Genomic DNA, 21,032 nt, shown 5'->3' with positions numbered 1-21,032 from the left:
GGGTTCGTTAGTACTGCTTCGGCGTGGAACACGGATGAGAGAGGCGAGGGTGTCGGGCACGCTGTTGGGTGTCTGAGGGTATGGCCGTGTGGCTGCCTTCAGTGCCGGCCCCAGTGAACTCCGGTTGTTGCCGGGGGTGATGGGTGGTTGGTCGTTGTTTGAGAACTGCACAGTGGACGCGAGCATCTGTGGCCAAGTTTTTAAGGGCGCACGGTGGATGCCTTGGCACCAGGAACCGATGAAGGACGTGGGAGGCCACGATAGGCCCCGGGGAGTCGTCAACCAGGCTTTGATCCGGGGGTGTCCGAATGGGGAAACCCGGCAGTCGTCATGGGCTGTCACCCTTGCCTGAACACATAGGGCAAGTGGAGGGAACGCGGGGAAGTGAAACATCTCAGTACCCGCAGGAAGAGAAAACAACCGTGATTCCGGGAGTAGTGGCGAGCGAAACCGGATGAGGCCAAACCGTATGCGTGTGAGACCCGGCAGGGGTTGCGTATACGGGGTTGTGGGATCTCTCTTCTGTCGTCTGCCGGCGACAGGACGAGTCAGAAACCGTTGATGTAGGCGAAGGACATGCGAAAGGTCCGGCGTAGAGGGTAAGACCCCCGTAGCTGAAACGTCAACGGCTCGTTTGAGAGACACCCAAGTAGCACGGGGCCCGAGAAATCCCGTGTGAATCTGGCGGGACCACCCGCTAAGCCTAAATATTCCCTGGTGACCGATAGCGGATAGTACCGTGAGGGAATGGTGAAAAGTACCGCGGGAGCGGAGTGAAATAGTACCTGAAACCGTGTGCCTACAAGCCGTGGGAGCGTCGGGTGAGCACTTGTGCTTGCCTCGTGACTGCGTGCCTTTTGAAGAATGAGCCTGCGAGTTTGCGGTGTGTTGCGAGGTTAACCCGTTGTGGGGTAGCCGTAGCGAAAGCGAGTCCGAATAGGGCGTTTGAGTAGCACGCTCAAGACCCGAAGCGGAGTGATCTAGCCATGGGCAGGTTGAAGCGGAGGTAAGACTTCGTGGAGGACCGAACCCACCAGGGTTGAAAACCTGGGGGATGACCTGTGGTTAGGGGTGAAAGGCCAATCAAACTCCGTGATAGCTGGTTCTCCCCGAAATGCATTTAGGTGCAGCGTCGTGTGTTTCTTGCCGGAGGTAGAGCACTGGATAGGCGATGGGCCCTACCGGGTTACTGACCTTAGCCAAACTCCGAATGCCGGTAAGTGAGAGCGCGGCAGTGAGACTGTGGGGGATAAGCTCCATGGTCGAGAGGGAAACAGCCCAGAGCATCGACTAAGGCCCCTAAGCGTACGCTAAGTGGGAAAGGATGTGGAGTCGCACAGACAACCAGGAGGTTGGCTTAGAAGCAGCCACCCTTGAAAGAGTGCGTAATAGCTCACTGGTCTAGTGATTCCGCGCCGACAATGTAGCGGGGCTCAAGCGTACCGCCGAAGTCGTGTCATTTCAGCATGAGGGCCAACGCCCGCTGGGATGGGTAGGGGAGCGTCGTCTGCCGGGTGAAGCAGCCGCGGAAGCGAGTTGTGGACGGTTGACGAGTGAGAATGCAGGCATGAGTAGCGATACACACGTGAGAAACGTGTGCGCCGATTGACCAAGGGTTCCTGGGTCAAGCTGATCTGCCCAGGGTAAGTCGGGACCTAAGGCGAGGCCGACAGGCGTAGTCGATGGATAACCGGTTGATATTCCGGTACCCGCTGTGAAGCGTCAAACATTGAACCAGGCGATGCTAAGTCCGTGAAGCCGTTCCGGACCCTTCGGGGAAAGGAAAGTGGTGGAGCCGACGGACCAGACCTGTAGTAGGTGAGTGATGGGGTGACGCAGGAAGGTAGTCCATCCCGGGCGGTGGTTGTCCCGGGGTAAGGGTGTAGGACGTCAGGTAGGTAAATCCGCCTGGCAATAGTCTGAGACCTGATGCCGAGCCGATTGTGGTGAAGTGGATGATCCTATGCTGTCGAGAAAAGCCTCTAGCGAGTTTCATGGCGGCCCGTACCCTAAACCGACTCAGGTGGTCAGGTAGAGAATACCGAGGCGTTCGGGTGAACTATGGTTAAGGAACTCGGCAAAATGCCCCCGTAACTTCGGGAGAAGGGGGGCCATCACCGGTGATAGCACTTGCTGCTTGAGCTGGGGGTGGCCGCAGAGACCAGCGAGAAGCGACTGTTTACTAAAAACACAGGTCCGTGCGAAGCCGTAAGGCGATGTATACGGACTGACGCCTGCCCGGTGCTGGAACGTTAAGGGGACCGGTTAGTGCGCTTTCGGGCGTGCGAAGCTGAGAACTTAAGCGCCAGTAAACGGCGGTGGTAACTATAACCATCCTAAGGTAGCGAAATTCCTTGTCGGGTAAGTTCCGACCTGCACGAATGGCGTAACGACTTCTCGACTGTCTCAACCATAGGCCCGGTGAAATTGCACTACGAGTAAAGATGCTCGTTTCGCGCAGCAGGACGGAAAGACCCCGGGACCTTTACTACAGTTTGATATTGGTGTTCGGTTCGGCTTGTGTAGGATAGCTGGGAGACTGTGAAGCTCGGACGCCAGTTCGGGTGGAGTCGTCGTTGAAATACCAGTCTGGTCGTGCTGGATGTCTAACCCGGGTCCGTGATCCGGATCGGGGACAGTGTCTGATGGGTAGTTTAACTGGGGCGGTTGCCTCCTAAAGAGTAACGGAGGCGCCCAAAGGTTCCCTCAGCCTGGTTGGCAATCAGGTGGTGAGTGTAAGTGCACAAGGGAGCTTGACTGTGAGACCGACGGGTCGAGCAGGGACGAAAGTCGGGACTAGTGATCCGGCGGTGGCTTGTGGAAGCGCCGTCGCTCAACGGATAAAAGGTACCCCGGGGATAACAGGCTGATCTTCCCCAAGAGTCCATATCGACGGGATGGTTTGGCACCTCGATGTCGGCTCGTCGCATCCTGGGGCTGGAGTCGGTCCCAAGGGTTGGGCTGTTCGCCCATTAAAGCGGTACGCGAGCTGGGTTTAGAACGTCGTGAGACAGTTCGGTCCCTATCCGCTGCGCGCGCAGGAATATTGAGAAGGGCTGTCCCTAGTACGAGAGGACCGGGACGGACGAACCTCTGGTGTGCCAGTTGTTCTGCCAAGGGCATGGCTGGTTGGCTACGTTCGGGAGGGATAACCGCTGAAAGCATCTAAGCGGGAAGCCTGCTTCGAGATGAGTATTCCCACCCCCTTTGAGGGGTTAAGGCTCCCAGTAGACGACTGGGTTGATAGGCCAGATATGGAAGGCGGGTAACCGCTGGAGTTGACTGGTACTAATAGGCCGAGGGCTTGTCCTCAGTTGCTCGCGTCCACTGTGTTGGTTCTGAAACCACGAACAACCCCGCCCGGGTCACAGCGGGTGGTGCGGGTGTTTGACAGTTTCATAGTGTTTCGGTGGTCATAGCGTGAGGGAAACGCCCGGTTACATTCCGAACCCGGAAGCTAAGCCTTACAGCGCCGATGGTACTGCAGGGGGGACCCTGTGGGAGAGTAGGACACCGCCGAACAAATATTACAGAAAGGCCCACACCTCACGGTGTGGGCCTTTTTGCATTTCCGGTCTGCGTTTAGGGTCAAGTCATGCGCTATGACCTCGTGATCTTCGACAACGACGGTGTTCTCGTCGACAGTGAGTCGATCTCCAATCGGCTGCTGGCTGCCCACCTCACCGAGCTGGGGTATCCGACCTCCTACGAGGACTCCATTCGTGACTACATGGGGTCGGCCATGCACCGGGTCCACGAACTCGTGCTGGAGCGGACGGGCAGGCCGTTGCCGGAGGACTTCGACGATGTCTTCCATGGACGGGTCTTCGCCGCGTTCGAGCGGGAGTTGAAGCCTGTTCCCGGTGTCGTCGGGGTGCTGGAGAAGCTGGTCGCGGACGAGGTGCCGTACTGCGTGGCCTCGTCCGGGAGCCATGAGCGCATCAGAGTGGGGCATCGGAAGACCGGGCTCGACCGGTGGTTCGGCGCCGGGCTCGTCTTCAGTGCGCAGGACGTGGGGCGGGGGAAGCCGGAGCCGGATCTGTTCCTGCACGCGGCCGCGCGGATGGGTGTGACTCCGGAGAGGTGTGTGGTCGTCGAGGACAGTCCCGCCGGAGTGAGGGCCGGTGTGGCGGCCGGGATGGATGTGTACGGGTTCACGGCGATGACGCCCGCCGAGAAGCTCGTCGGCGCCAGGGGGTACTTCGCGGACATGGGGGAGCTGCTCGACCTGCTTAGCTGAGCAGTATTCAACTTCCTCTACCCATGGGTAGGTCGTGGCCCCTAATGTGCCGCCATGACAGATGTGCTGCGGCGCGGTAGGGCCGCGTTGGCGTTCAGCTTCCTCGTTCAGGGTGTCGCCTTCGCGCTGCTCGTGACGCGGATTCCGGCCATTCAGGACCGGTACGGGGTCTCCGACGCGCTGTTGCCCGCCTTCCTCGCCGCCGTGCCGATCCTCGCCGGGCTCGGCAGTGTCTGCACCGAGCACCTGGTGAAGAAGGTGCCGCCGAGCCGGGTGCTGCGGTGGTCCCAGCCCGTCGTGCTCCTGGCGCTGCTCGGCGTGGGGGCCGGCGACCACATGGTCCAGCTCGGTGTCTCGCTGGCGGCTTTCGGGCTGGCGGTCGGGGCGCTCGACGCGTCGATGAACATGCTCGGGGTGAGCCTGCAGCGGTCGTACGGGCGGAGCATCATGCTCGGCTTCCACGCCGTGTACAGCCTGGGTGGGATAGCCGGGGCTTCGCTGGCGTGGGTGGGGGCGCACTGGGAGCTGCCGCTGCTGGTGTCGTATCTGCCGGTGGCGGTCGTGCTGCTGCCGGCCGCGCTGGTCGGGAGCCGGTGGTACGTCGACGCGGGCTCCGCCGAGAAGGAGAAGGAGGACGCCGTCGGCTCGGGGACGGGTGGGTCCGTCGCCTTCGCGATGCTGCTGCCGCTCTGTCTGGTGATGTGCTTCGCGTACATCGGGGATTCGACGGTCTCCAACTGGAGTGCGAAGTATCTGCAGGATGTCCTGGGGAGCAGTGAGCAGCTGGCGACCGTGCCGTACAACGTGTACATGGTCACCACGCTGATCGGGCGGTCCATCGGGGACTTCGGGGTGCGGAAGTTCGGGGCCGCGGCCGTCGTGCGGGCGGGGTCGCTGGTGGCGGCGGTCGGGTTCGCTGTGGTGGCGGGGGCGCCGGGGGCGTGGGTGGGGATGCTCGGGTTCACGCTGCTGGGGCTCGGGCTGTGTGTGCTGGTGCCGCAGACGTTCGCGGCGGCGGGGCGGCTGTTCCCGGGCGCTTCGGATGCAGCCGTCGCTCGCCTGAATATCTTCAACTATGTCGGGTTTTTGATCGGATCTCCGTTGGTGGGGGCCTTGGGGGACCTCTGGAGCTACCGTGGGGCGATGCTCGTACCGATGGTGTTGGTGCTGGTGACATTGGTGTACGCCCGCTCGTTCGAGACTGAACCGGACCGATACGGTGGCGGGCATGAGCGGCCGCGCACAGCTGATGTGGGACGAGGCAGTAACGGGCTATGACTTCGGTCCGGACCATCCGATGGATCCGGTCCGGCTTGCGTTGACCCGGAGCCTGGTGAGTGCCTTTGGGCTCGACCGGGAGATGGACGTCGTCTCGGCGAAGCCCGCCGGGGAGTCGACGCTGCGGCTCGTGCATCGCGAGGACTATGTGGCGGCGGTCAAGGCGGCGTCCGCGGATCCCGCGGGTGCGGACGGCTCGTACGGGCTGGGGACCGTGGATGATCCGGCCTTCGCCGGGATGCATGAGGTGTCCGCTCTGATCGCCGGGCAGTCGGTGGGGGCGGCTGAGGCCGTGTGGCGGGGGGACGCGCTGCACGCGGTGAACTTCGCGGGCGGGCTGCATCATGCGATGCCCGGGGGTGCGTCGGGGTTCTGTATCTACAACGACGCGTCGATCGCGATTGCTCGGTTGCTTGAGCTGGGGGCCGAGCGGGTCGCCTATGTGGATGTCGATGTGCATCACGGGGACGGGGTGCAGGCCGCCTTCTGGGAGGATCCGCGGGTTCTGACGATCTCGCTGCATGAGCATCCTCGGACGTTGTTTCCGCAGACCGGGTGGCCCGAGGAGACGGGGGCCTCGTCGAGTGCGGAGGGGTCGGCCGTGAATGTGGCGTTGCCGGCGGGGACCGGGGACGCGGGGTGGTTGCGGGCGTTTCACGCGGTGGTGCCCGAGGTGCTTGCCGAGTTCCGGCCGCAGGTGCTGGTGACCCAGCATGGGGCCGATACGCACTTCGAGGATCCGTTGGCCCATCTGGCGGTGTCGTTGGATGCGCAGCGGGCGGTGCAGGTGGCTCTGCATGAGCTGGCGCACGAGCACGCGGATGGGCGGTGGGTCGCGCTCGGTGGGGGCGGGTACGCGGTGGTGGATGTGGTGCCGCGGTCGTGGACGCATCTGGTGGGGATCGCGGCGGGGCGGGAGATCGCGCCGGAGAGTGTGATTCCTGAGGAGTGGCGGCAGCGGGTGTTCGCTCGTACGCGGCAGTTGGCGCCGGTGCGGATGACTGATGGGCGGTGGCCTGTGGGCTGGGCCGACTGGGAGTCCGGGTACGACCCTGCGGATCGGTTGGATCAGGCGGTGTTGGCTGCGCGGAAGGCGGTGTTTCCGTTGCGGGGGTTGTTGCCGTAGGGGTTTCTCGCCCCCGCCGCCCCTACCCGTCCCACCCTGAAGGAGCTGTGCCCCTTCGACCCCCTTGGGTGCCTTATGGCTCGGGGAGCGCTGTGATCGGGCGACTGCGGGTCGGTCGTGGTTGATCGCGCAGTTCCCCGCGCCCCTAAAAGACGGGGCGCGTCTGCGTTAGGCCAACTGTGTGGTGTGACTAGGGGTTTTGGGGCGGGTGGCGTGGTCGGTGCGTCAGCATCGGGGGGTGTTGAGTGTTGGGGCTCTGCGGGAGTACCTGGTGGCTGTTGGGCTTGCTGGGCGGGTTGCCACCTCTCGGGAGGTGAGTCTGCGGAGTTATCGGTTGTTCGCTGCTCGGGATCCTCGGGTTTTGATCGGAATTGATCCGGAATTGCCCTGGGGGCAGCGGGATGTGCTCGGATTGATGGCGGAGAAGTGTGGGGTTTCGGCCGATCCTGGATGTACGTCCGGGCAGGATGTGATTGATCCCGAGCGGACGATGAGGGCGCTGGACCGGTTCGCCGAGCGGGTCGGGGCGGTAGCTCAACGTGGCGGAGCGGTGCTCTTCGGAACAGGGCATCCGCATCGGCTGATCGGCTTCTACGGCGCGTTGGCGGACGCGATGTCGGCGGCGGGGTGTGAGGTTCTCACCCCTGCGGTGGGTAGACGTGTCGACATAACGACCCGGTTCGGTCTACGCACGTACAACCTTGACTACGCACGCGGAGTCGCCCTCGTACGCGAGGCGACCGCGTTGCGCCCCAGTTGTGCGACCGGCGTGCACACGCATTCTCCGCTGCCGGTTCGGACGGTTCTGGCGGCCGCCGCGGAGCGCGGCGGACCGCTCCCGGAACTGGTGGTGGGGGACCACGGGTGGGTCTGCGGAGCAGGTCAGCTGGGGTTCGAGGCGATCGGGCTGGCCGATACGGACGATCCGGCGCCCTTCGTGGGGGAGGCGGAGGGGCGGGTGTCCGTCGTCGTTCCACTTGATGACGGTGTGCGGTCTGATTACTACCGACCGCTGACCCGCTACGTACTCAATCGGGCGTGTCTGTCACAGTAGGCCGCCGATGGCATCCCCTCTTCCCCACTCGCATCACCCGCCCCTACATTGGGGAGTGAGCACGCAACGACGAAGAGTCACCGGAAGGGGAAGCCGGTGGCCGTCGAGTGCGGAAGGTTCAGGTGTGTCATGGCTGCAGCTGGCGAGAGGCCTCTGAACGAGGTCGCGTTCCTGACCGTGGCGGAAGTCGCCTCGGTGATGCGAGTGTCGAAGATGACCGTGTACCGATTGGTGCACAGCGGTCATCTGCCGGCGATTCGGGTGGGCAGGTCCTTCCGGGTGCCGGAGCAAGCGGTTCACGAGTACCTCCGCGAGAGCTATGTGGGGGTGGAGACGGCCTGACGGCCATCGGGGCCGAGGGGCTCCCGGAGGTCCCGTGGGACCTCCGGGAGCCCCTCGGCTCCCCCTCGATTACGACCTCAGCGCTCGGACGGGTAGGCTGACCCCTCGTAGGTCGTATGGGCCCATGGCGCCCAAACACCGAGTGATGAGAAGTGAGCGAGGGTAGTCGTGGGCTCTGTTATCAAGAAGCGGCGCAAGCGGATGGCTAAGAAGAAGCACCGCAAGCTGCTCAAGCGCACCCGCGTTCAGCGTCGCAACAAGAAGTAAGGCGGTCCGGCCCCGGAATCGGGGTCCTGGCCGGCCCCCGTCGCGTACGGGGGCCGTACGCCTTACTTTCTTGCGCGAGCGCTGTTGAGAGCGCGTTGCTGTGGCCTCCCACCGAATGCGGTGGGAGGCCACAGTGTTTTTCCCGGTCATTGACGGAGTCGCAGTCATCACAGCGCAACATCGACCCGCTAACGTGGCCGCACACGGGGAACGCGGCAGAGTACGAGCAGAGTTATGCCTATGTGAGCGTTATGCCTATGTGAGCCGACGTCTGGAAGGAAGGCGCTGATCTTGGGGAAGGTCGTGCTCGTGACCGGGGTGGCCCGTCAGCTGGGGGGCCGGTTCGTGCGACGGATCCAGCGTGACCCGCAGGTCGACCGGGTCATCGCCGTGGACGCGGTGCCGCCGGGACATCACCTGGGCGGCGCGGACTTCGTGCAGGCCGACATCCGCCAGCCCGCCATAGCCCGTGTGCTGGCCGAGCACAACGTGGACACCGTGGTGCACATGGACGTCACGGGCACCCCGCTGGGCAGTGGGGGCCGGGCCACGCTGAAGGAGACCAACGTCATCGGCACCATGCAGCTGCTCGGTGCCTGCCAGAAGTCCCCGTCGATCAAGCGGCTGGTCGTGAAGTCCAGTACGAACGTGTACGGGTCCGCGCCGCGCGACCCGGCCGTGTTCACCGAGACCACGCCGCCCAAGTCGCTGCCCAGCGGCGGCTTCGCCAAGGACACCGTCGAGGTCGAGGGGTACGTCCGCGGATTCGCCCGGCGGCGGCCCGATGTGGCCGTGTGCGTGCTGCGGTTCGCGAACATCCTCGGGCCGAGCGCCGATTCGCCGCTCGCCTCGTACTTCTCGCTGCCGGTGCTGCCGACCGTGCTGGGCTACGACCCGCGGCTGCAGTTCGTGCACGAGGACGATGTCATCGAGGTGCTGCGGATCGCCTCGCACGACCCCGTGCGCGGCACGCTCAACAGCGGCACGTTCAACATCGCCGGTGACGGCGTCCTGCTGCTCTCGCAGTGCGCGCGGCGCCTGGGCCGGCCGACCGTGCCGCTGCTGATGCCGGCCGTCAGCTGGTTCGGCTCGATGGTCCGTACCCTGGGAGTGACGGACTTCTCGCCGGAGCAGCTGCGGCTGCTGACCCACGGACGGGTCGTGTCCACGAAGCAGATGCGCGAGACGCTGGGCTACCGGGCCAAGTACACGACCGCGGAGACCTTCGCGGACTTCGCGCGCAGCCGGGGGCCGGGGCTCCTGCCCCCGGAGACCCTCGCTGGGGCCATCGACCGCCTCGCCGCACTGCCCGTGCCCGCACTGGGCGGTGGCCACCCCCCGACGCAGAGCGCCAACTGAGGAGCGCATCAACGATGGCGGATGCCAAGGTCATTCCGTTCGACGACGACCGGACGCGCGGGGGCGCCGTGCAGCGCCCGCCGCGCCGCCGGAGCACGGGGAGCCGGCGCAAGGGTGAGTCGGCGGTCGTACGCGACGCCCGTGAATCCGGCGAGGTCCAGGCCCTCCCCGGACGGCCGACCAGCACCGATGATGTCCCTGTGACACGGGAGAAGCCGGAGCCGCCCCAGGAGGCCGCCGAGGCACAGGACGGCGGCGCGCTGGAGCGACGGATCGCGGGCGGTCTCGCCTTCCTGCGCAAGCGGCTCACCGGTGACTACGAGGTCGACGACTTCGGCTACGACGCCGAGCTCACCGACCAGGTGCTGATGTCGCTGCTGCGGCCGGTGTACGAGAAGTACTTCCGGGTCGAGGTGAAGGGCATCGAGAACATCCCGACGGACGGCGGTGCCCTGATCGTCGCCAACCATTCCGGGACCCTGCCGATGGACGGCCTGATGATGCAGGTCGCCGTCCACGACAACCACCCCACCGGGCGCCATCTGCGGCTGCTCGCGGCGGACCTGGTCTTCATGCTGCCGGTGGTGAACGAACTGGCCCGCAAGCTGGGGCACACCCTCGCGTGCGCGGAGGACGCCTCACAGCTGCTCCAGCAGGGCGAGCTGGTCGGGGTCATGCCGGAGGGCTTCAAGGGCCTCGGCAAGCCCTTCGGGGAGCGCTACAAGCTGCAGCGCTTCGGCCGGGGCGGCTTCGTCTCCACCGCGCTGCGCGCCGGCACGCCGATCATTCCGTGCTCGATCGTCGGCGCGGAGGAGATCTACCCGATGATCGGGAGCTCGAAGACGATCGCCCGGCTCCTCGGCTTCCCGTACTTCCCGATCACACCGACGTTCCCGTGGCTCGGTCCGCTGGGCGCGGTGCCGCTGCCGACGAAGTGGACGATCCAGTTCGGCGAGCCGATCCCCACGGACGGCTATCCGCCGGAGGCCGCCGAGGATCCGATGCTGATGTTCAACCTGACGGACCAGGTGCGGGAGCAGATCCAGCACACGCTGTACAAGTTGCTGGTGGAGCGGCGGTCGGTGTTCTTCTGAGGGGTCGGTCGACACGACTGCCCGCAGCTACGCATGAATGGGGGCGCCCTTCCTGAGAAGGGCGCCCCCACCGTCGTACGGGGCTAGTTGCCGTCGATGCCCAGGCCGGGCAGGAGGCCCGGGAGGAGGGGGGGAAGGGTGACGTCGGGCTCTTCGGCCGGGGTGGACTTGTCGGTGGACGGGGACGTGCTGGTGGTGTCGTCCTGGGGTGGGTCGAGGAGGCCGCCGGTGGTGCCGCCGACGAGGCCTTCGCCGCCGCTGTCCGAGGTGGACGGCTTGGGCTTGCCGGTGGTGTCCTGGCTGCCGCTTGCGGAGCCTCCGGGGGCGCTCGGGGCCGGGCGGCCGGAGTCCGTGGAGCCGGGGGTGCCGGAGTCCGTGGAGCGCTGCTTGTCGTCGCCGCCCTGGGCGGGCGGCCGCGGCAGCAGCGAGGAGTGCGGAGCGACCTCTTCGTCTATGGCGTCGAAGACCGACGAGACCTCCTGACTCACGTCCCCGAGCTGCACGGGCAGCCGGTCGCGGAGCGTGCCCCAGGCCTCTCGGTGGGACTGGGAGAAGGCTGAGAGAGCCTGGATGGGGCCCAGGGAGTCCGGGTCCCGCTCGAAGGCCTCGTGGAGCAGGCGGTGGCCCTCGGAGGCGTCGTGCCGCATACCGGTGAGGGCGCGGCGGATCTCGCCGAGGGACTCGTGGTCGAGGTGTCCGCCGCGGTCGCGTTCCATGAGGCGACGGGCCTCGCTGAGCCGGGTGGACGCCTGGTCCAGGTAGAGCCGGCCGCGGTCGTCGCTGTCGTCGGCCAGGGTGAGTTTCACGTCCTCGATGCCGCGCTTGAGGCCGTAGAGCGAGTCACCGGGCAGGGCGTCCGAGCTGGCGGCGGCCACACCGCCGAAGGCGCTCGCGGCCACACCGACGCTGAGCCCGCCCGCGGCGAGACCCTTCGTCAGGCGGGACCGTGGTCGCAACTTCCCCAGCCGGCTTGCCCGGTGCGCGCCTCGCGCCTTGCCCGATCGCTGCTCGGGCACCGAAGGGTCCGACGCCTCGCGCCCCGGCAGTGTGCCGTCCCGCAGCATGGCTTCCATCGCGGCCACCAGTTGGGCGCGATGGACGACCTTGACCTCGGGGTCGAGCACTGGCTTGGGCAGCTCGTCGAGACCGGTCGTGAGGGCCAGCATGCGGCCCTGCTCGGTCTGTTCCGCTGCCCGGGCCGGTGCCGATCCCTCGGGCTGCTCGGCCGCCGTGCCCCGGTCGGACAGCTCCTCCAGGGCCTGGGCGAAGGCGTTCGCCCGCCGGTGCGCCGATACGTTCGCGATCACTGGCGGCACCTCCTCTCGTCATGACGGTCGACTCCCCAGGGGGTCCTGAGGGTTGCACGTCCCCGACCGATCCACCCGATCGAGTGATCGGTGTCGGTCAGGGCGCGACCACAGGGAGCCTGTATCCCGCACAACGAGCGGCGTGGCACATGGGTTACGGACGGCGGATGATCGGGCGAGGAAGTCAACGGACTTCGACGGATGGTGAGTTGAGGATCGCGGAGCGTGTGCGAACGGCGCGCTCGGCGCGGTGTCACTCAGTGGTGGTCGTCCCGGTCGGCGGGGTTCAGCGGGCGTCGTCCGGGAGGAGGCGGGCGAGGGTGCGGACCGCGCGGTACTGGAGGGTCTTGATCGCGCCCTCGTTCTTGCCCATGACGCGGGCGGTCTCGGCGACGGAGAGGCCCTGGAGGAACCGGAGGGTGACGCACTCCTGCTGCTGGGGGTTGAGGCGGCGTACGGCCTCCAGGAGGGCGGCGTTGGAGAGGGACTCCAGGACGGAGTCCTCGGGGGAGCGCTCGACCTCGTTGGCGTCGAGCATCTCGCCGGTGGTGACCTCGAGGCGGAAGCGGCTGGACTTGAAGTGGTCGGCCACCAGGTTGCGGGCGATGGTGACCAGCCAGGCGCCGAAGTCGCGGCCCTGCCAGGTGAATGTGCCGATGCGGCGCAGGGCGCGCAGGAACGTCTCACTGGTGAGGTCCTCGGCGGTCGCCTTGCCGCCGACGCGGTAGTAGATGTAGCGGTAGACGGTGTCGCTGTACTGGTCGTACAGGCGACCGAACGCGTCGGCCTCGCCGGACTGGGCGCGTTCGACGAGGTCCATCATGCGGGCGCTGTCGCTGTCCGCGGCTGGACGGCGGGTGGTCGTGGCGGTGGATCCCGAACGGCCTCGTCTGCCCACCGCCGCGCTGCCGTCGGCCAGTGCGTAGCACGGGCCGACGGGCGCGGCGGAGGTGGCGAGGGCGGGGACGGCGTACGCGGTGGGGACGAAGCCGCGCAACAGGTGGTTGACCGTCGCGCGCAGCGTAGCCAGGCCCGAGGCGTCAACCCCGACGTGTGGGTACACGGGACTCCCAGAGGCAGAGCTTCCATCACGTGCAGTACGGGACCGTTCACCCGTCGTAGCGACGGAGGGGGTACCGAATTGCGTTTGAGGAGAATAACGCTTCGTGCAGGCACTGCTACACCCAGTTGCTCAAATCATCGATTACGTCGCTTCTGTTACCTATTGGCGGCTGCTCAAGTACCGGTCGGTGATCGGTTGTTGATCGATTGGGTTCGTGTTCCGTCTGGGTGCGGGGCGTGTTGTGGTCGGGTGCGGATGGCGGGACTGAGGGGGGCGGAGTGGGGGTAGGACGGCTGGAATGCGGGGCGGCGGGGCCGGACGCGCGAACGCCGGAGGGGCTGGTTTCCCAGCCCCTCCGGCGTTCGAAAAGCGACAGACAGTTCAGTTCAGCGGCGGCGCCGGTGCAGGGCGATCGCGGCTGCCGTGCCGCCGGCCACCGCGCCCACGCCGGCCGCGGCGGGGAGGCCGACCTTGGCGGCCTTGCGGGCGGTGCGGTAGTCGCGCAGACGCCAGTCCATGTCGCGGGCGTGCTTGCGGAGTTTGGAGTCGGGGTTGATGGCGTACGGATGGCCCACGAGCGAGAGCATCGGGATGTCGTTGTGGGAGTCGCTGTACGCGGCGCAGCGGGAGAGGTCGAGGCCCTCCGCCGCGGCCAGGGCGCGTACGGCCTCGGCCTTCGCGGGGCCGTGCAGCGGCTCGCCGACCAGCTTGCCCGTGTACACACCGTCGACGGACTCGGCCACTGTGCCCAGCGCGCCGGTCAGGCCGAGGCGGCGGGCGATCACCTGGGCGATCTCCACGGGCGCGGCCGTGACGAGCCACACCTTCTGGCCGGCGTCGAGGTGGGCCTGGGCCAGGGCGCGGGTGCCCGGCCAGATGCGCTCGGCCATGTACTCGTCGTAGATCTCCTCGCCGATGATCGTCAGCTCGGCGACGCGATGGCCCTTGACGATGGAGAGGGCGGAGTCCCGGGCGTCCTGCATGTGCTCGGGGTCCTCCGACCCCGCCAGCCGGAACCATGCCTGCTGCCAGGCGAACCGGGCGAGGTCGCGGGTCTCGAAGAACTTCCGTTTGTACAGGCCCCGGCCGAAGTGGAAGAGCGAGGCGCCCTGCATGACGGTGTTGTCGAGATCGAAGAAGGCGGCGGCCTTGTCGTCGCCGAGGACCGGGAATTCCGGTTCCTGGACGGCGTCGGGCGCGGGGGAGATGTCCTCCAGCTCCTGGGAGGACTTGCGCGCTGCCTCCGCAGAGGCCTCGCCTGCCAAAACGCTCCGCGCCGTGGCGGAGCGCCTACGGGGAGTGAGCCATCCGAGAGCGGCCATGTCGTGAGCATAGCCAGTCTGTTCGGTACTTCCGGAGTGGAGAGGTTTGCAGGTTGTGAACTCTCCGCGACCGTGTCGTTAAAGGAGTCGTCCCGGCGGCGTGTCGGCGTGTGGGGCAGGGAGGAATCGGTCGGGAAAAGGGCAGGTAGTGCGCTTCGTGGTGAGGATGAGGTGTGCGTATCCGGTGCGGAGTGACAATGGCCGGCATGAGTGCCATGTTTCGGCGGACGCCGAGGAATTCCCGTGAGCGGCTCGTCACACTGATCGGAAAGCCCGGGTGCCATCTGTGTGACGACGCGCAGGCGGTGATCGAGAAGGTCTGCGGTGAGCTGGGCGTTCCCTGGGAGAAGAAGGACATCACCGAGGACGCCGAACTCCACCGGCAGTACTGGGAGCAGATCCCCGTGGTGCTGGTGGACGGCGCCCAGCACACCTTCTGGCGGGTGAACGAGGAGCGGCTGCGCAAAGCCCTCTCCTAGCCCTCTCCTGGATGTGACCCGAGATGTGACCTGACCAAGCAGTCCAAGTGGTCCCAAAGGTCGCTTAGGATCGGTGGGCTGGTTGGTCTCGGGGGCGGGATTCGTGAGGAGAGTGTGCGGTTTTGCCCCCGTCGAGCAAGGCGTCTGATGTGGAACGAAGGCATGTGTGCGCCGGTTCCATACGTGTGCGTCGAGTGTGCGTGACCCCGGTCACGTTGGCCGGGCAAATCGGACACCATCTTTGTGCACGCGTTCACAAAGACATAGCCTGCTGTCGACGGGGCGGTCTGGGGACGCACGACCGCCCGCAGCCCCGCTCTACCCGCAGGAGCACCGTGGCAACTGGCCGAACTCACCGACCGGCGACCCGTAGCCGAGGGATTCCCGAGGCCACCGTCGCCAGGCTTCCGCTGTACCTCCGTGCCCTGACCGCGCTGTCGGAGCGCTCGGTACCCACCGTTTCATCCGAGGAACTGGCGGCCGCCGCGGGGGTCAACTCCGCGAAGCTGCGCAAGGACTTCTCGTACCTGGGCTCCTATGGAACACGTGGTGTGGGGTACGACGTCGAGTATCTCGTCTATCAGATCTCGCGTGAGCTGGGGCTGACCCAGGACTGGCCGGTCGTGATCGTCGGTATCGGTAACCTCGGCGCCGCGCTCGCCAATTACGGCGGGTTCGCCTCCCGTGGATTCCGGGTCGCCGCGCTGATAGACGCCGATCCGGCGATGGCGGGGAAGCCGGTCGCGGGTATTCCGGTGCAGCACACGGACGAGCTGGAAAAGATCATCGACGACAACGGCGTGTCCATCGGCGTGATCGCCACTCCCGCCGGTGCCGCCCAGCAGGTGTGCGACCGGCTGGTCGCCGCCGGGGTGACGTCCATTCTGAACTTCGCGCCCACCGTTCTCTCCGTGCCGGACGGTGTCGATGTGCGCAAGGTGGATCTCTCGATCGAGCTGCAGATCCTCGCCTTCCACGAGCAGCGCAAGGCCGGGGAGGAGGCCGCGGCCGAGTCCGCGGCCGTGGCGCTGGCTCCCAAGGAGTCCGGGAAAGGGCCCGACGGGGATGTCCCCGCCGTGATGCCGGCATGAGTCTTCTGGTCGTCGGGCTGAGTCACCGCAGCGCTCCGGTGAGTGTGCTGGAGCGGGCCGCGCTGTCCCTGGACGCGCAGATCAAGTTGCTTCAGGACACGGTCGCCGCCGAGCCGGCCGCCGAGGCCGCCGTCCTCGCCACCTGCAACCGCATCGAGCTGTACGCGGACGTGGACAAGTTCCACGCGGGTGTCGCCGAGCTGTCGACGCTGCTCGCCCAGCACAGCGGGGTGGGGCTCGACGAGCTGACCCCCTATCTCTACGTGCACTACGAGGACCGGGCCGTCCACCACCTGTTCTCCGTGGCCTGCGGGCTCGACTCCATGGTCGTCGGCGAGGGGCAGATCCTCGGGCAGATCAAGGACTCGCTGGCCCGCGCGCAGGAGCTGCACACCGCCGGGCGGCTGCTGAACGACCTGTTCCAGCAGGGCCTGAGGGTCGGTAAGCGGGCGCACTCCGAGACCGGGATCGACCGGGCCGGGCAGTCGCTGGTGACCTTCGGTCTGGAGCAGTTCACCGCAGGTGCGGACGTCGAGAGCTGGGCCCGGGGCAAGCGGGCCGTCGTGATCGGCGCCGGGTCGATGTCCTCGCTGGCCGCCGCGACGCTCGCGCGCGCGGGCGTGGGCGAGATCGTGATCGCCAACCGGACGTACGACCGGGCCGAGCGCCTCGCTCAGATCCTCATGGAGACGGGCGAAACGGACGTGGTGGCCCGCGCGGTACCGATGGATTCGGTGCCGGCCGAGCTGACACGTGCCGATGTCGCCGTCTCCTGTACCGGTGCGACGGGCCTGGTCCTGACCGCCGAGATGGTCGCGGCGGCGGTCGAGGGCCGGGTGCCCCAGGGGGCCCCCGCCGGGCCGGAGAGCCGTACGGGCACACGTGCCGAGGGGGGGACGGCCCTGCCGCCGACCTCCATCGGCAGCGACGACGACTGCCCCCTCGATCTGCCCGCCGTACAGGGCGGTGGCTTCTCCGTGCTCGGGGAGGCCGCCGTGGCCGGGATGGACGCGGCCACGCTGGAGCAGCACGCGGCCTGGGTCGACAACGCGACCGTGGACCGGCGCGCGAGCCGCCGTACGCCGGAGCGCGAGGCCCTGCGTACGCCGGTGGCCGACGCCGAGCTGATCGCCGCGCTCGTCGCGGCCGTGGCCGTCACCGGGCGGATCCCCGAGCTGCGCAGGCCCGAGCCGGTCGTCGAGGTGCCCCGGCCCGCGCCCGTGCTGGCGCTGCTGGACCTGGCGATGCCCCGGGACATCGACGCGGCCGCGCACCGGCTGGCCGGGGTGCGGCTGGTCGACATCGAGTCGCTCGCCGAGGTCTCCGCGGACGCGCCGATGGCGTCCGACGTCGACATGGTGCGAAGGATCGTTTCCGACGAGGTGGCCGCCTTCGGCGCCGCTCAGCGGGCCGCGCACATCACACCCACCGTCGTGGCGCTGCGCGCCATGGCCGCCGATGTCGTCGCGAGCGAGATCGCCCGCCTGGAGGGCCGGCTGCCGGCCCTCGACGACAAGCACCGCGGCGAGATCACCCAGACCGTGCGGCGCGTCGTCGACAAGCTGCTGCACGCACCGACCGTACGGGTCAAGCAGCTCGCGGCCGAGCCCGGCGGCGCCGGGTACGCGGACGCGCTGCGCACCCTGTTCGACCTGGACCAGGAGACGGTCGCCGCCGTGTCCCGGGCCGAAGACAGCAGGACTTCAGAGAACGACGCCGAGAACCGAGGGCGATCATGAGTGAGCCGCAAAACAGGGCCCTGAGGCTCGGGACGAGGCGAAGCAAACTCGCCCTGGCCCAGTCCGGGCAGGTGGCGGACAAGGTCCGCCGGCTGACCGGACGGCCCGTCGAACTCGTGGAGATCACGACGTACGGCGATGTCTCCCGCGAGCAGTTGGCGCAGATCGGCGGCACGGGCGTGTTCGTCACCGCGCTGCGCGAGGCGCTGCTGCGCGGCGAGGTCGACTTCGCCGTGCACTCCCTCAAGGACCTGCCCACCGGGCAGCCCGACGTCCTGGCGCTGGCCGCCGTGCCGGTGCGCGAGGACGCGCGGGACGCGCTGGTCGCCCGGGACGGACTGACCTTCGAGCAGCTCCCCGAGGGCGCGCGCGTCGGTACGGGTTCGCCGCGGCGGATGGCCCAGCTGAACGCGTACGCGCGCAGCCACGGGCTCACGATCGAGACGGTGCCGATCCGCGGGAACGTAGACACCCGGATCGGATACGTACGGAAGGGTGAGCTGGACGCCGTCGTTCTGGCCGCCGCCGGACTGAACCGGATCGGGCGGATAGATGAAGTGACCGATTTCCTTTCGGTCGACACCGTTTTGCCCGCCCCCGGCCAGGGGGCACTGGCGATCGAATGCACCGCGGACAACGCGGAGCTGATCGCCGCGCTCGCCGAGCTCGACGACCCGTACACACGGGGCGCCGTGACCGCCGAGCGGTCCCTGCTCGCCGCCCTGGAGGCCGGTTGCAGCGCACCTGTGGGTGCGTTCGCCGACCTGCTGGCCGACGGGCAGATTGTCAAGGAGATGCGCCTGCGCGGCGTCGTCGGCACGACCGACGGCTCGACGCTGGTGCAGCTGTCCACCACCGGTCCCGTGCCCGAGACGTACGACCAAGCAATGGCGCTCGGCCGTGAACTCGCCGCCGAGATGCTCGCTAAGGGCGCGGCCGGTCTGATGGGGGAGCGAGCACATTGAGCCCCACCACCCTTCCCGCCGGTCCGGACCACGGTCACGTCACCTTCCTCGGTGCCGGACCCGGGGATCCGGGACTACTGACATTGCGCGCCGTCGAGGCGCTGGCGAACGCGGACGTTCTCATCGCCGAGCACGACGTGCTCGACGTGGTGCGTACGCACGCCCGCGCCGGCGTCGCCCTACTGGACACCGATTCGAGCCCGCCGTCGGCACTGACTGCGGCGTCCTCTGCCTCTTCCGCGGCTACTTCAGCGGATACGTTCTCGGGCACAGGCACGCCTCAGCTGACGGTTGTTGACGGCACGTCAACAACCGTTGGTGCACCCGCTGTGCGGGATGCCGCACATCTTGTCATGGAGGCCGCGCGGGGCGGCAAGCGGGTCGTGCGTGCGGTCTCCGGGGACCCCGGGCTCGACACGTACGCCACCGAGGAGATGCTGGCGTGCGCCGCCGCGGGCGTGCCGTTCGAGGTGGTGCCCGGGGTGGCGACGGCCGTGGGCGTGCCCGCGTACGCCGGTGTGCCGCTGCGGGACGCGCAGGGCGCCGATGTGCGGTTCGTCGACGCGCGCACGGCCTCCGAGCGGTGCTGGGCGGAGGTCGGGGCGTCCGACGGGACGGTCGTCGTCTCGGCGACGCTGGAGACCGCGGCCGCGGCGGCGGGTGAGCTGGTCGCCGCCGGCCGTAAGCCCGATACGCCGCTGACCGTCACCGTCGCCGGTACGACGACCCGGCAGCGGACCTGGTCCGCGACGCTCGGCACGATCGCGCAGACCCTGAAGCAGGCCAAGGTGCTGCCCTCGCCCGAGGGCGGGCGGCCGGTGATAGCCGTGGTCGGTGAGCGTTCCGCCGCGGCCCAGCGCGACCAGCTGTCGTGGTTCGAGAACAAGCCCCTGTTCGGGTGGCGGGTCCTCGTACCGCGTACGAAGGAGCAGGCCGCCTCGCTCTCCGACCAACTGCGCTCGTACGGGGCCGTACCGCACGAGGTGCCGACGATCGCGGTCGAGCCGCCGCGGACGCCGCAGCAGATGGAGCGGGCGGTCAAGGGGCTCGTGACGGGCCGTTATGAGTGGATCGCCTTCACGTCGGTGAACGCGGTCAAGGCCGTGCGGGAGAAGTTCGAGGAGTACGGGCTCGATGCGCGCGCCTTCGCCGGGATCAAGGTCGCGGCGGTGGGGGAGCAGACCGCCAAGGCGCTCATCGCCTTCGGTGTGAAGCCGGATCTGGTGCCGAGTGGGGAGCAGTCCGCGGCTGGGTTGCTGGAGGACTGGCCGCCGTACGACCCCGTGTTCGATCCGATTGATCGTGTCTTTCTGCCGCGCGCCGACATCGCGACCGAGACGCTGGTCGCCGGGCTGATCGAGCTCGGGTGGGAGGTCGACGACGTCACGGCCTACCGGACCGTGCGTGCGTCGCCGCCGCCGGCCGAGACCCGGGAGGCGATCAAGGGGGGTGGGTTCGACGCCGTTCTCTTCACGTCGTCCTCCACCGTGCGGAATCTGGTGGGTATCGCCGGGAAGCCGCACAACGTGACGGTGATCGCCTGTATCGGGCCCGCTACGGCCAAGACGGCCGAGGAGCATGGGCTTCGGGTGGATGTGATGGCTCCTGAGCCGTCCGTGCACAAGTTGGCCGAGGCGTTGGCGGACTTCGGGGTGCGGCGGAGAGCGGCTGCGGTTGAGGCGGGGGATCCTGTCACTCGGCCCAGTGAGCGGCGGCCGGGGGCGCGGCGGCGGCGGTCTACGACCTGAGGGCGGCGGTCTACGACCTGAGGTGCGGGAACGGCGTGAGGTGTTCGTGAGACCTCGCGCCGTTCTTCGTCGGTGGGGTTACGGGAGTGTCGGTAGGGCGGCGATGAGGCTCCGCCAGGCTGAGCGGTCACTTCTTCGCGAAGCTCTCGTGCGGACGCCTCGTCCCCGCCTCGACCTTCGCCACCTGCGACCGGTCGCAGGGGATCTCCCTTGCCAGCGCCTCCTGTGTCAGCAGCGCGGCCTCCCTGAAGTGCCGTAGCACCTCGCCGAACAGGACCGCCGTACTGGCCCCGTTGGTTCCTCGGCTGAGCGATGCGCCTCGCGCCGGAGCCCGGAAACGCGGGGTCCGGTAGGGCGTGTGTCGGGGTGGCGGGAGGTGAAGAAGAAAGAACTCTTGGGGAAGAACCCTCCAAACCAACCAAACCCCGCGTTTGTCACTCGCTGGAGTGAATCCGCCTAACTCGGCTGGCGCGGGGGAGGTTTGGGCGTGCAGGCTCGCCGCAGACAACCGCAGATATGCGACGGCCCCCGCCGGGACTGCAATCCCAGTGCGAGGGC

16 protein-coding genes, 2 rRNA genes and 1 pseudogene are annotated in these 21,032 nt (G+C 67.5%); 15 read left to right on the top strand and 4 right to left on the bottom strand.

What is annotated here, in order from left to right:
• Positions 1-190: 190 nt before the first annotated feature.
• The 10 genes from JIX56_RS18580 to JIX56_RS18535 all read left to right on the top strand — a co-directional run bounded on the left by JIX56_RS18580 (position 191) and on the right by JIX56_RS18535 (position 10,760).
• Positions 191-3,312: ribosomal RNA gene (locus JIX56_RS18580) — 23S ribosomal RNA — on the top strand.
• Positions 3,313-3,405: 93 nt separating this feature from the next.
• Positions 3,406-3,522: ribosomal RNA gene (gene rrf, locus JIX56_RS18575) — 5S ribosomal RNA — on the top strand.
• 73 nt (positions 3,523-3,595) lie between these two features.
• Positions 3,596-4,240: an HAD family hydrolase gene (locus tag JIX56_RS18570; RefSeq protein ID WP_257542132.1), complete on the top strand. Its 645-nt coding sequence runs from the start codon at positions 3,596-3,598 to the stop codon at positions 4,238-4,240.
• 54 nt (positions 4,241-4,294) lie between these two features.
• Positions 4,295-5,518, top strand: a complete 1,224-nt coding sequence (locus tag JIX56_RS18565; RefSeq protein WP_257542130.1) for an MFS transporter — start codon at positions 4,295-4,297, stop codon at positions 5,516-5,518.
• Positions 5,469-6,644 (top strand): acetoin utilization protein AcuC, encoded by a 1,176-nt coding sequence (locus tag JIX56_RS18560; RefSeq protein ID WP_257542128.1) that lies wholly within the window; start codon positions 5,469-5,471, stop codon positions 6,642-6,644. Before JIX56_RS18565 ends, JIX56_RS18560 begins: the two co-directional genes overlap by 50 nt.
• 238 nt (positions 6,645-6,882) lie before the next feature.
• A complete protein-coding gene (locus JIX56_RS18555; RefSeq protein ID WP_257542127.1) occupies positions 6,883-7,698 on the top strand; it encodes a phosphatase in 816 nt (271 codons plus the stop codon).
• 129 nt (positions 7,699-7,827) lie between these two features.
• On the top strand, positions 7,828-8,040 hold the full coding sequence (locus JIX56_RS18550) for a helix-turn-helix domain-containing protein (RefSeq protein ID WP_257542125.1): 213 nt from the start codon (positions 7,828-7,830) through the stop codon (positions 8,038-8,040).
• Positions 8,041-8,208: 168 nt separating this feature from the next.
• Positions 8,209-8,307 (top strand): 30S ribosomal protein bS22, encoded by a 99-nt coding sequence (locus JIX56_RS18545; RefSeq protein ID WP_003948845.1) that lies wholly within the window; start codon positions 8,209-8,211, stop codon positions 8,305-8,307.
• A gap of 291 nt (positions 8,308-8,598) precedes the next feature.
• Complete coding sequence (locus JIX56_RS18540) at positions 8,599-9,666, top strand: NAD-dependent epimerase/dehydratase family protein (RefSeq protein ID WP_257542123.1); 1,068 nt, start codon at positions 8,599-8,601, stop codon at positions 9,664-9,666.
• A 14-nt stretch (positions 9,667-9,680) separates the two neighbouring features.
• Positions 9,681-10,760 carry a lysophospholipid acyltransferase family protein gene (locus tag JIX56_RS18535; protein WP_257542122.1) on the top strand — a complete coding sequence of 360 codons (1,080 nt, stop codon included), beginning with the start codon at positions 9,681-9,683 and terminating at the stop codon, positions 10,758-10,760.
• An 83-nt stretch (positions 10,761-10,843) separates the two neighbouring features.
• Here JIX56_RS18535 and JIX56_RS18530 read toward each other — a convergent pair whose 3' ends face one another.
• From JIX56_RS18530 to JIX56_RS18520, 3 genes are all read right to left on the bottom strand, one after another.
• Positions 10,844-12,067, bottom strand: a complete 1,224-nt coding sequence (locus tag JIX56_RS18530) for a DUF5667 domain-containing protein (RefSeq protein ID WP_257542120.1) — start codon at positions 12,065-12,067, stop codon at positions 10,844-10,846.
• Between the two features lie 286 nt (positions 12,068-12,353).
• Positions 12,354-13,130 (bottom strand): ECF subfamily RNA polymerase sigma factor, BldN family, encoded by a 777-nt coding sequence (locus JIX56_RS18525; RefSeq protein ID WP_257542118.1) that lies wholly within the window; start codon positions 13,128-13,130, stop codon positions 12,354-12,356.
• A gap of 386 nt (positions 13,131-13,516) precedes the next feature.
• The gene (locus JIX56_RS18520) at positions 13,517-14,452 is read right to left on the bottom strand and encodes an HAD family hydrolase (RefSeq protein WP_257542116.1); all 936 of its coding nucleotides are present in this window, start codon (positions 14,450-14,452) and stop codon (positions 13,517-13,519) included.
• A 197-nt stretch (positions 14,453-14,649) separates the two neighbouring features.
• On the opposite strand from JIX56_RS18520, the gene JIX56_RS18515 reads away from it, so the two are divergent.
• The 5 genes from JIX56_RS18515 to JIX56_RS18495 all read left to right on the top strand — a co-directional run bounded on the left by JIX56_RS18515 (position 14,650) and on the right by JIX56_RS18495 (position 20,474).
• Positions 14,650-14,931, top strand: a complete 282-nt coding sequence (locus JIX56_RS18515) for a glutaredoxin family protein (protein WP_257542114.1) — start codon at positions 14,650-14,652, stop codon at positions 14,929-14,931.
• Between the two features lie 335 nt (positions 14,932-15,266).
• A complete protein-coding gene (locus tag JIX56_RS18510) occupies positions 15,267-16,022 on the top strand; it encodes a redox-sensing transcriptional repressor Rex (protein ID WP_257542113.1) in 756 nt (251 codons plus the stop codon).
• The gene (locus tag JIX56_RS18505; protein WP_257542111.1) at positions 16,019-17,761 is read left to right on the top strand and encodes a glutamyl-tRNA reductase; all 1,743 of its coding nucleotides are present in this window, start codon (positions 16,019-16,021) and stop codon (positions 17,759-17,761) included. The genes JIX56_RS18510 and JIX56_RS18505 overlap by 4 nt, the downstream gene beginning before the upstream one ends.
• Positions 17,758-18,726: a hydroxymethylbilane synthase gene (gene hemC, locus JIX56_RS18500; protein WP_257542109.1), complete on the top strand. Its 969-nt coding sequence runs from the start codon at positions 17,758-17,760 to the stop codon at positions 18,724-18,726. The genes JIX56_RS18505 and hemC overlap by 4 nt, the downstream gene beginning before the upstream one ends.
• On the top strand, positions 18,723-20,474 hold the full coding sequence (locus JIX56_RS18495) for a bifunctional uroporphyrinogen-III C-methyltransferase/uroporphyrinogen-III synthase (RefSeq protein WP_257542107.1): 1,752 nt from the start codon (positions 18,723-18,725) through the stop codon (positions 20,472-20,474). Before hemC ends, JIX56_RS18495 begins: the two co-directional genes overlap by 4 nt.
• Positions 20,475-20,604: 130 nt before the next feature.
• Here JIX56_RS18495 and JIX56_RS18490 read toward each other — a convergent pair.
• Positions 20,605-20,748, bottom strand: a pseudogene (locus JIX56_RS18490) (helix-turn-helix domain-containing protein); the annotation flags it as partial.
• Positions 20,749-21,032: the final 284 nt, after the last annotated feature.

This window comes from Streptomyces sp. CA-210063, assembly GCF_024612015.1.
Classification (GTDB): Bacteria; Actinomycetota; Actinomycetes; order Streptomycetales; family Streptomycetaceae; genus Streptomyces.
Note: the sequence above shows the minus strand (reverse complement) of the source record. Positions and strands in the feature narration are given on the sequence as shown.

Coding starts and splice junctions, on each gene's coding strand:
- JIX56_RS18560 (WP_257542128.1), top strand. CDS start 5,469: ATGAGCGGCCGCGCACAGCTGATGTGGGACGAGGCAGTAACGGGCTAT.
- JIX56_RS18550 (WP_257542125.1), top strand. CDS start 7,828: ATGGCTGCAGCTGGCGAGAGGCCTCTGAACGAGGTCGCGTTCCTGACC.
- hemC (WP_257542109.1), top strand. CDS start 17,758: ATGAGTGAGCCGCAAAACAGGGCCCTGAGGCTCGGGACGAGGCGAAGC.
- JIX56_RS18505 (WP_257542111.1), top strand. CDS start 16,019: ATGAGTCTTCTGGTCGTCGGGCTGAGTCACCGCAGCGCTCCGGTGAGT.
- JIX56_RS18535 (WP_257542122.1), top strand. CDS start 9,681: ATGGCGGATGCCAAGGTCATTCCGTTCGACGACGACCGGACGCGCGGG.
- JIX56_RS18570 (WP_257542132.1), top strand. CDS start 3,596: ATGCGCTATGACCTCGTGATCTTCGACAACGACGGTGTTCTCGTCGAC.
- JIX56_RS18520 (WP_257542116.1), bottom strand. CDS start 14,452: ATGGCCGCTCTCGGATGGCTCACTCCCCGTAGGCGCTCCGCCACGGCG.
- JIX56_RS18515 (WP_257542114.1), top strand. CDS start 14,650: ATGGCCGGCATGAGTGCCATGTTTCGGCGGACGCCGAGGAATTCCCGT.
- JIX56_RS18565 (WP_257542130.1), top strand. CDS start 4,295: ATGACAGATGTGCTGCGGCGCGGTAGGGCCGCGTTGGCGTTCAGCTTC.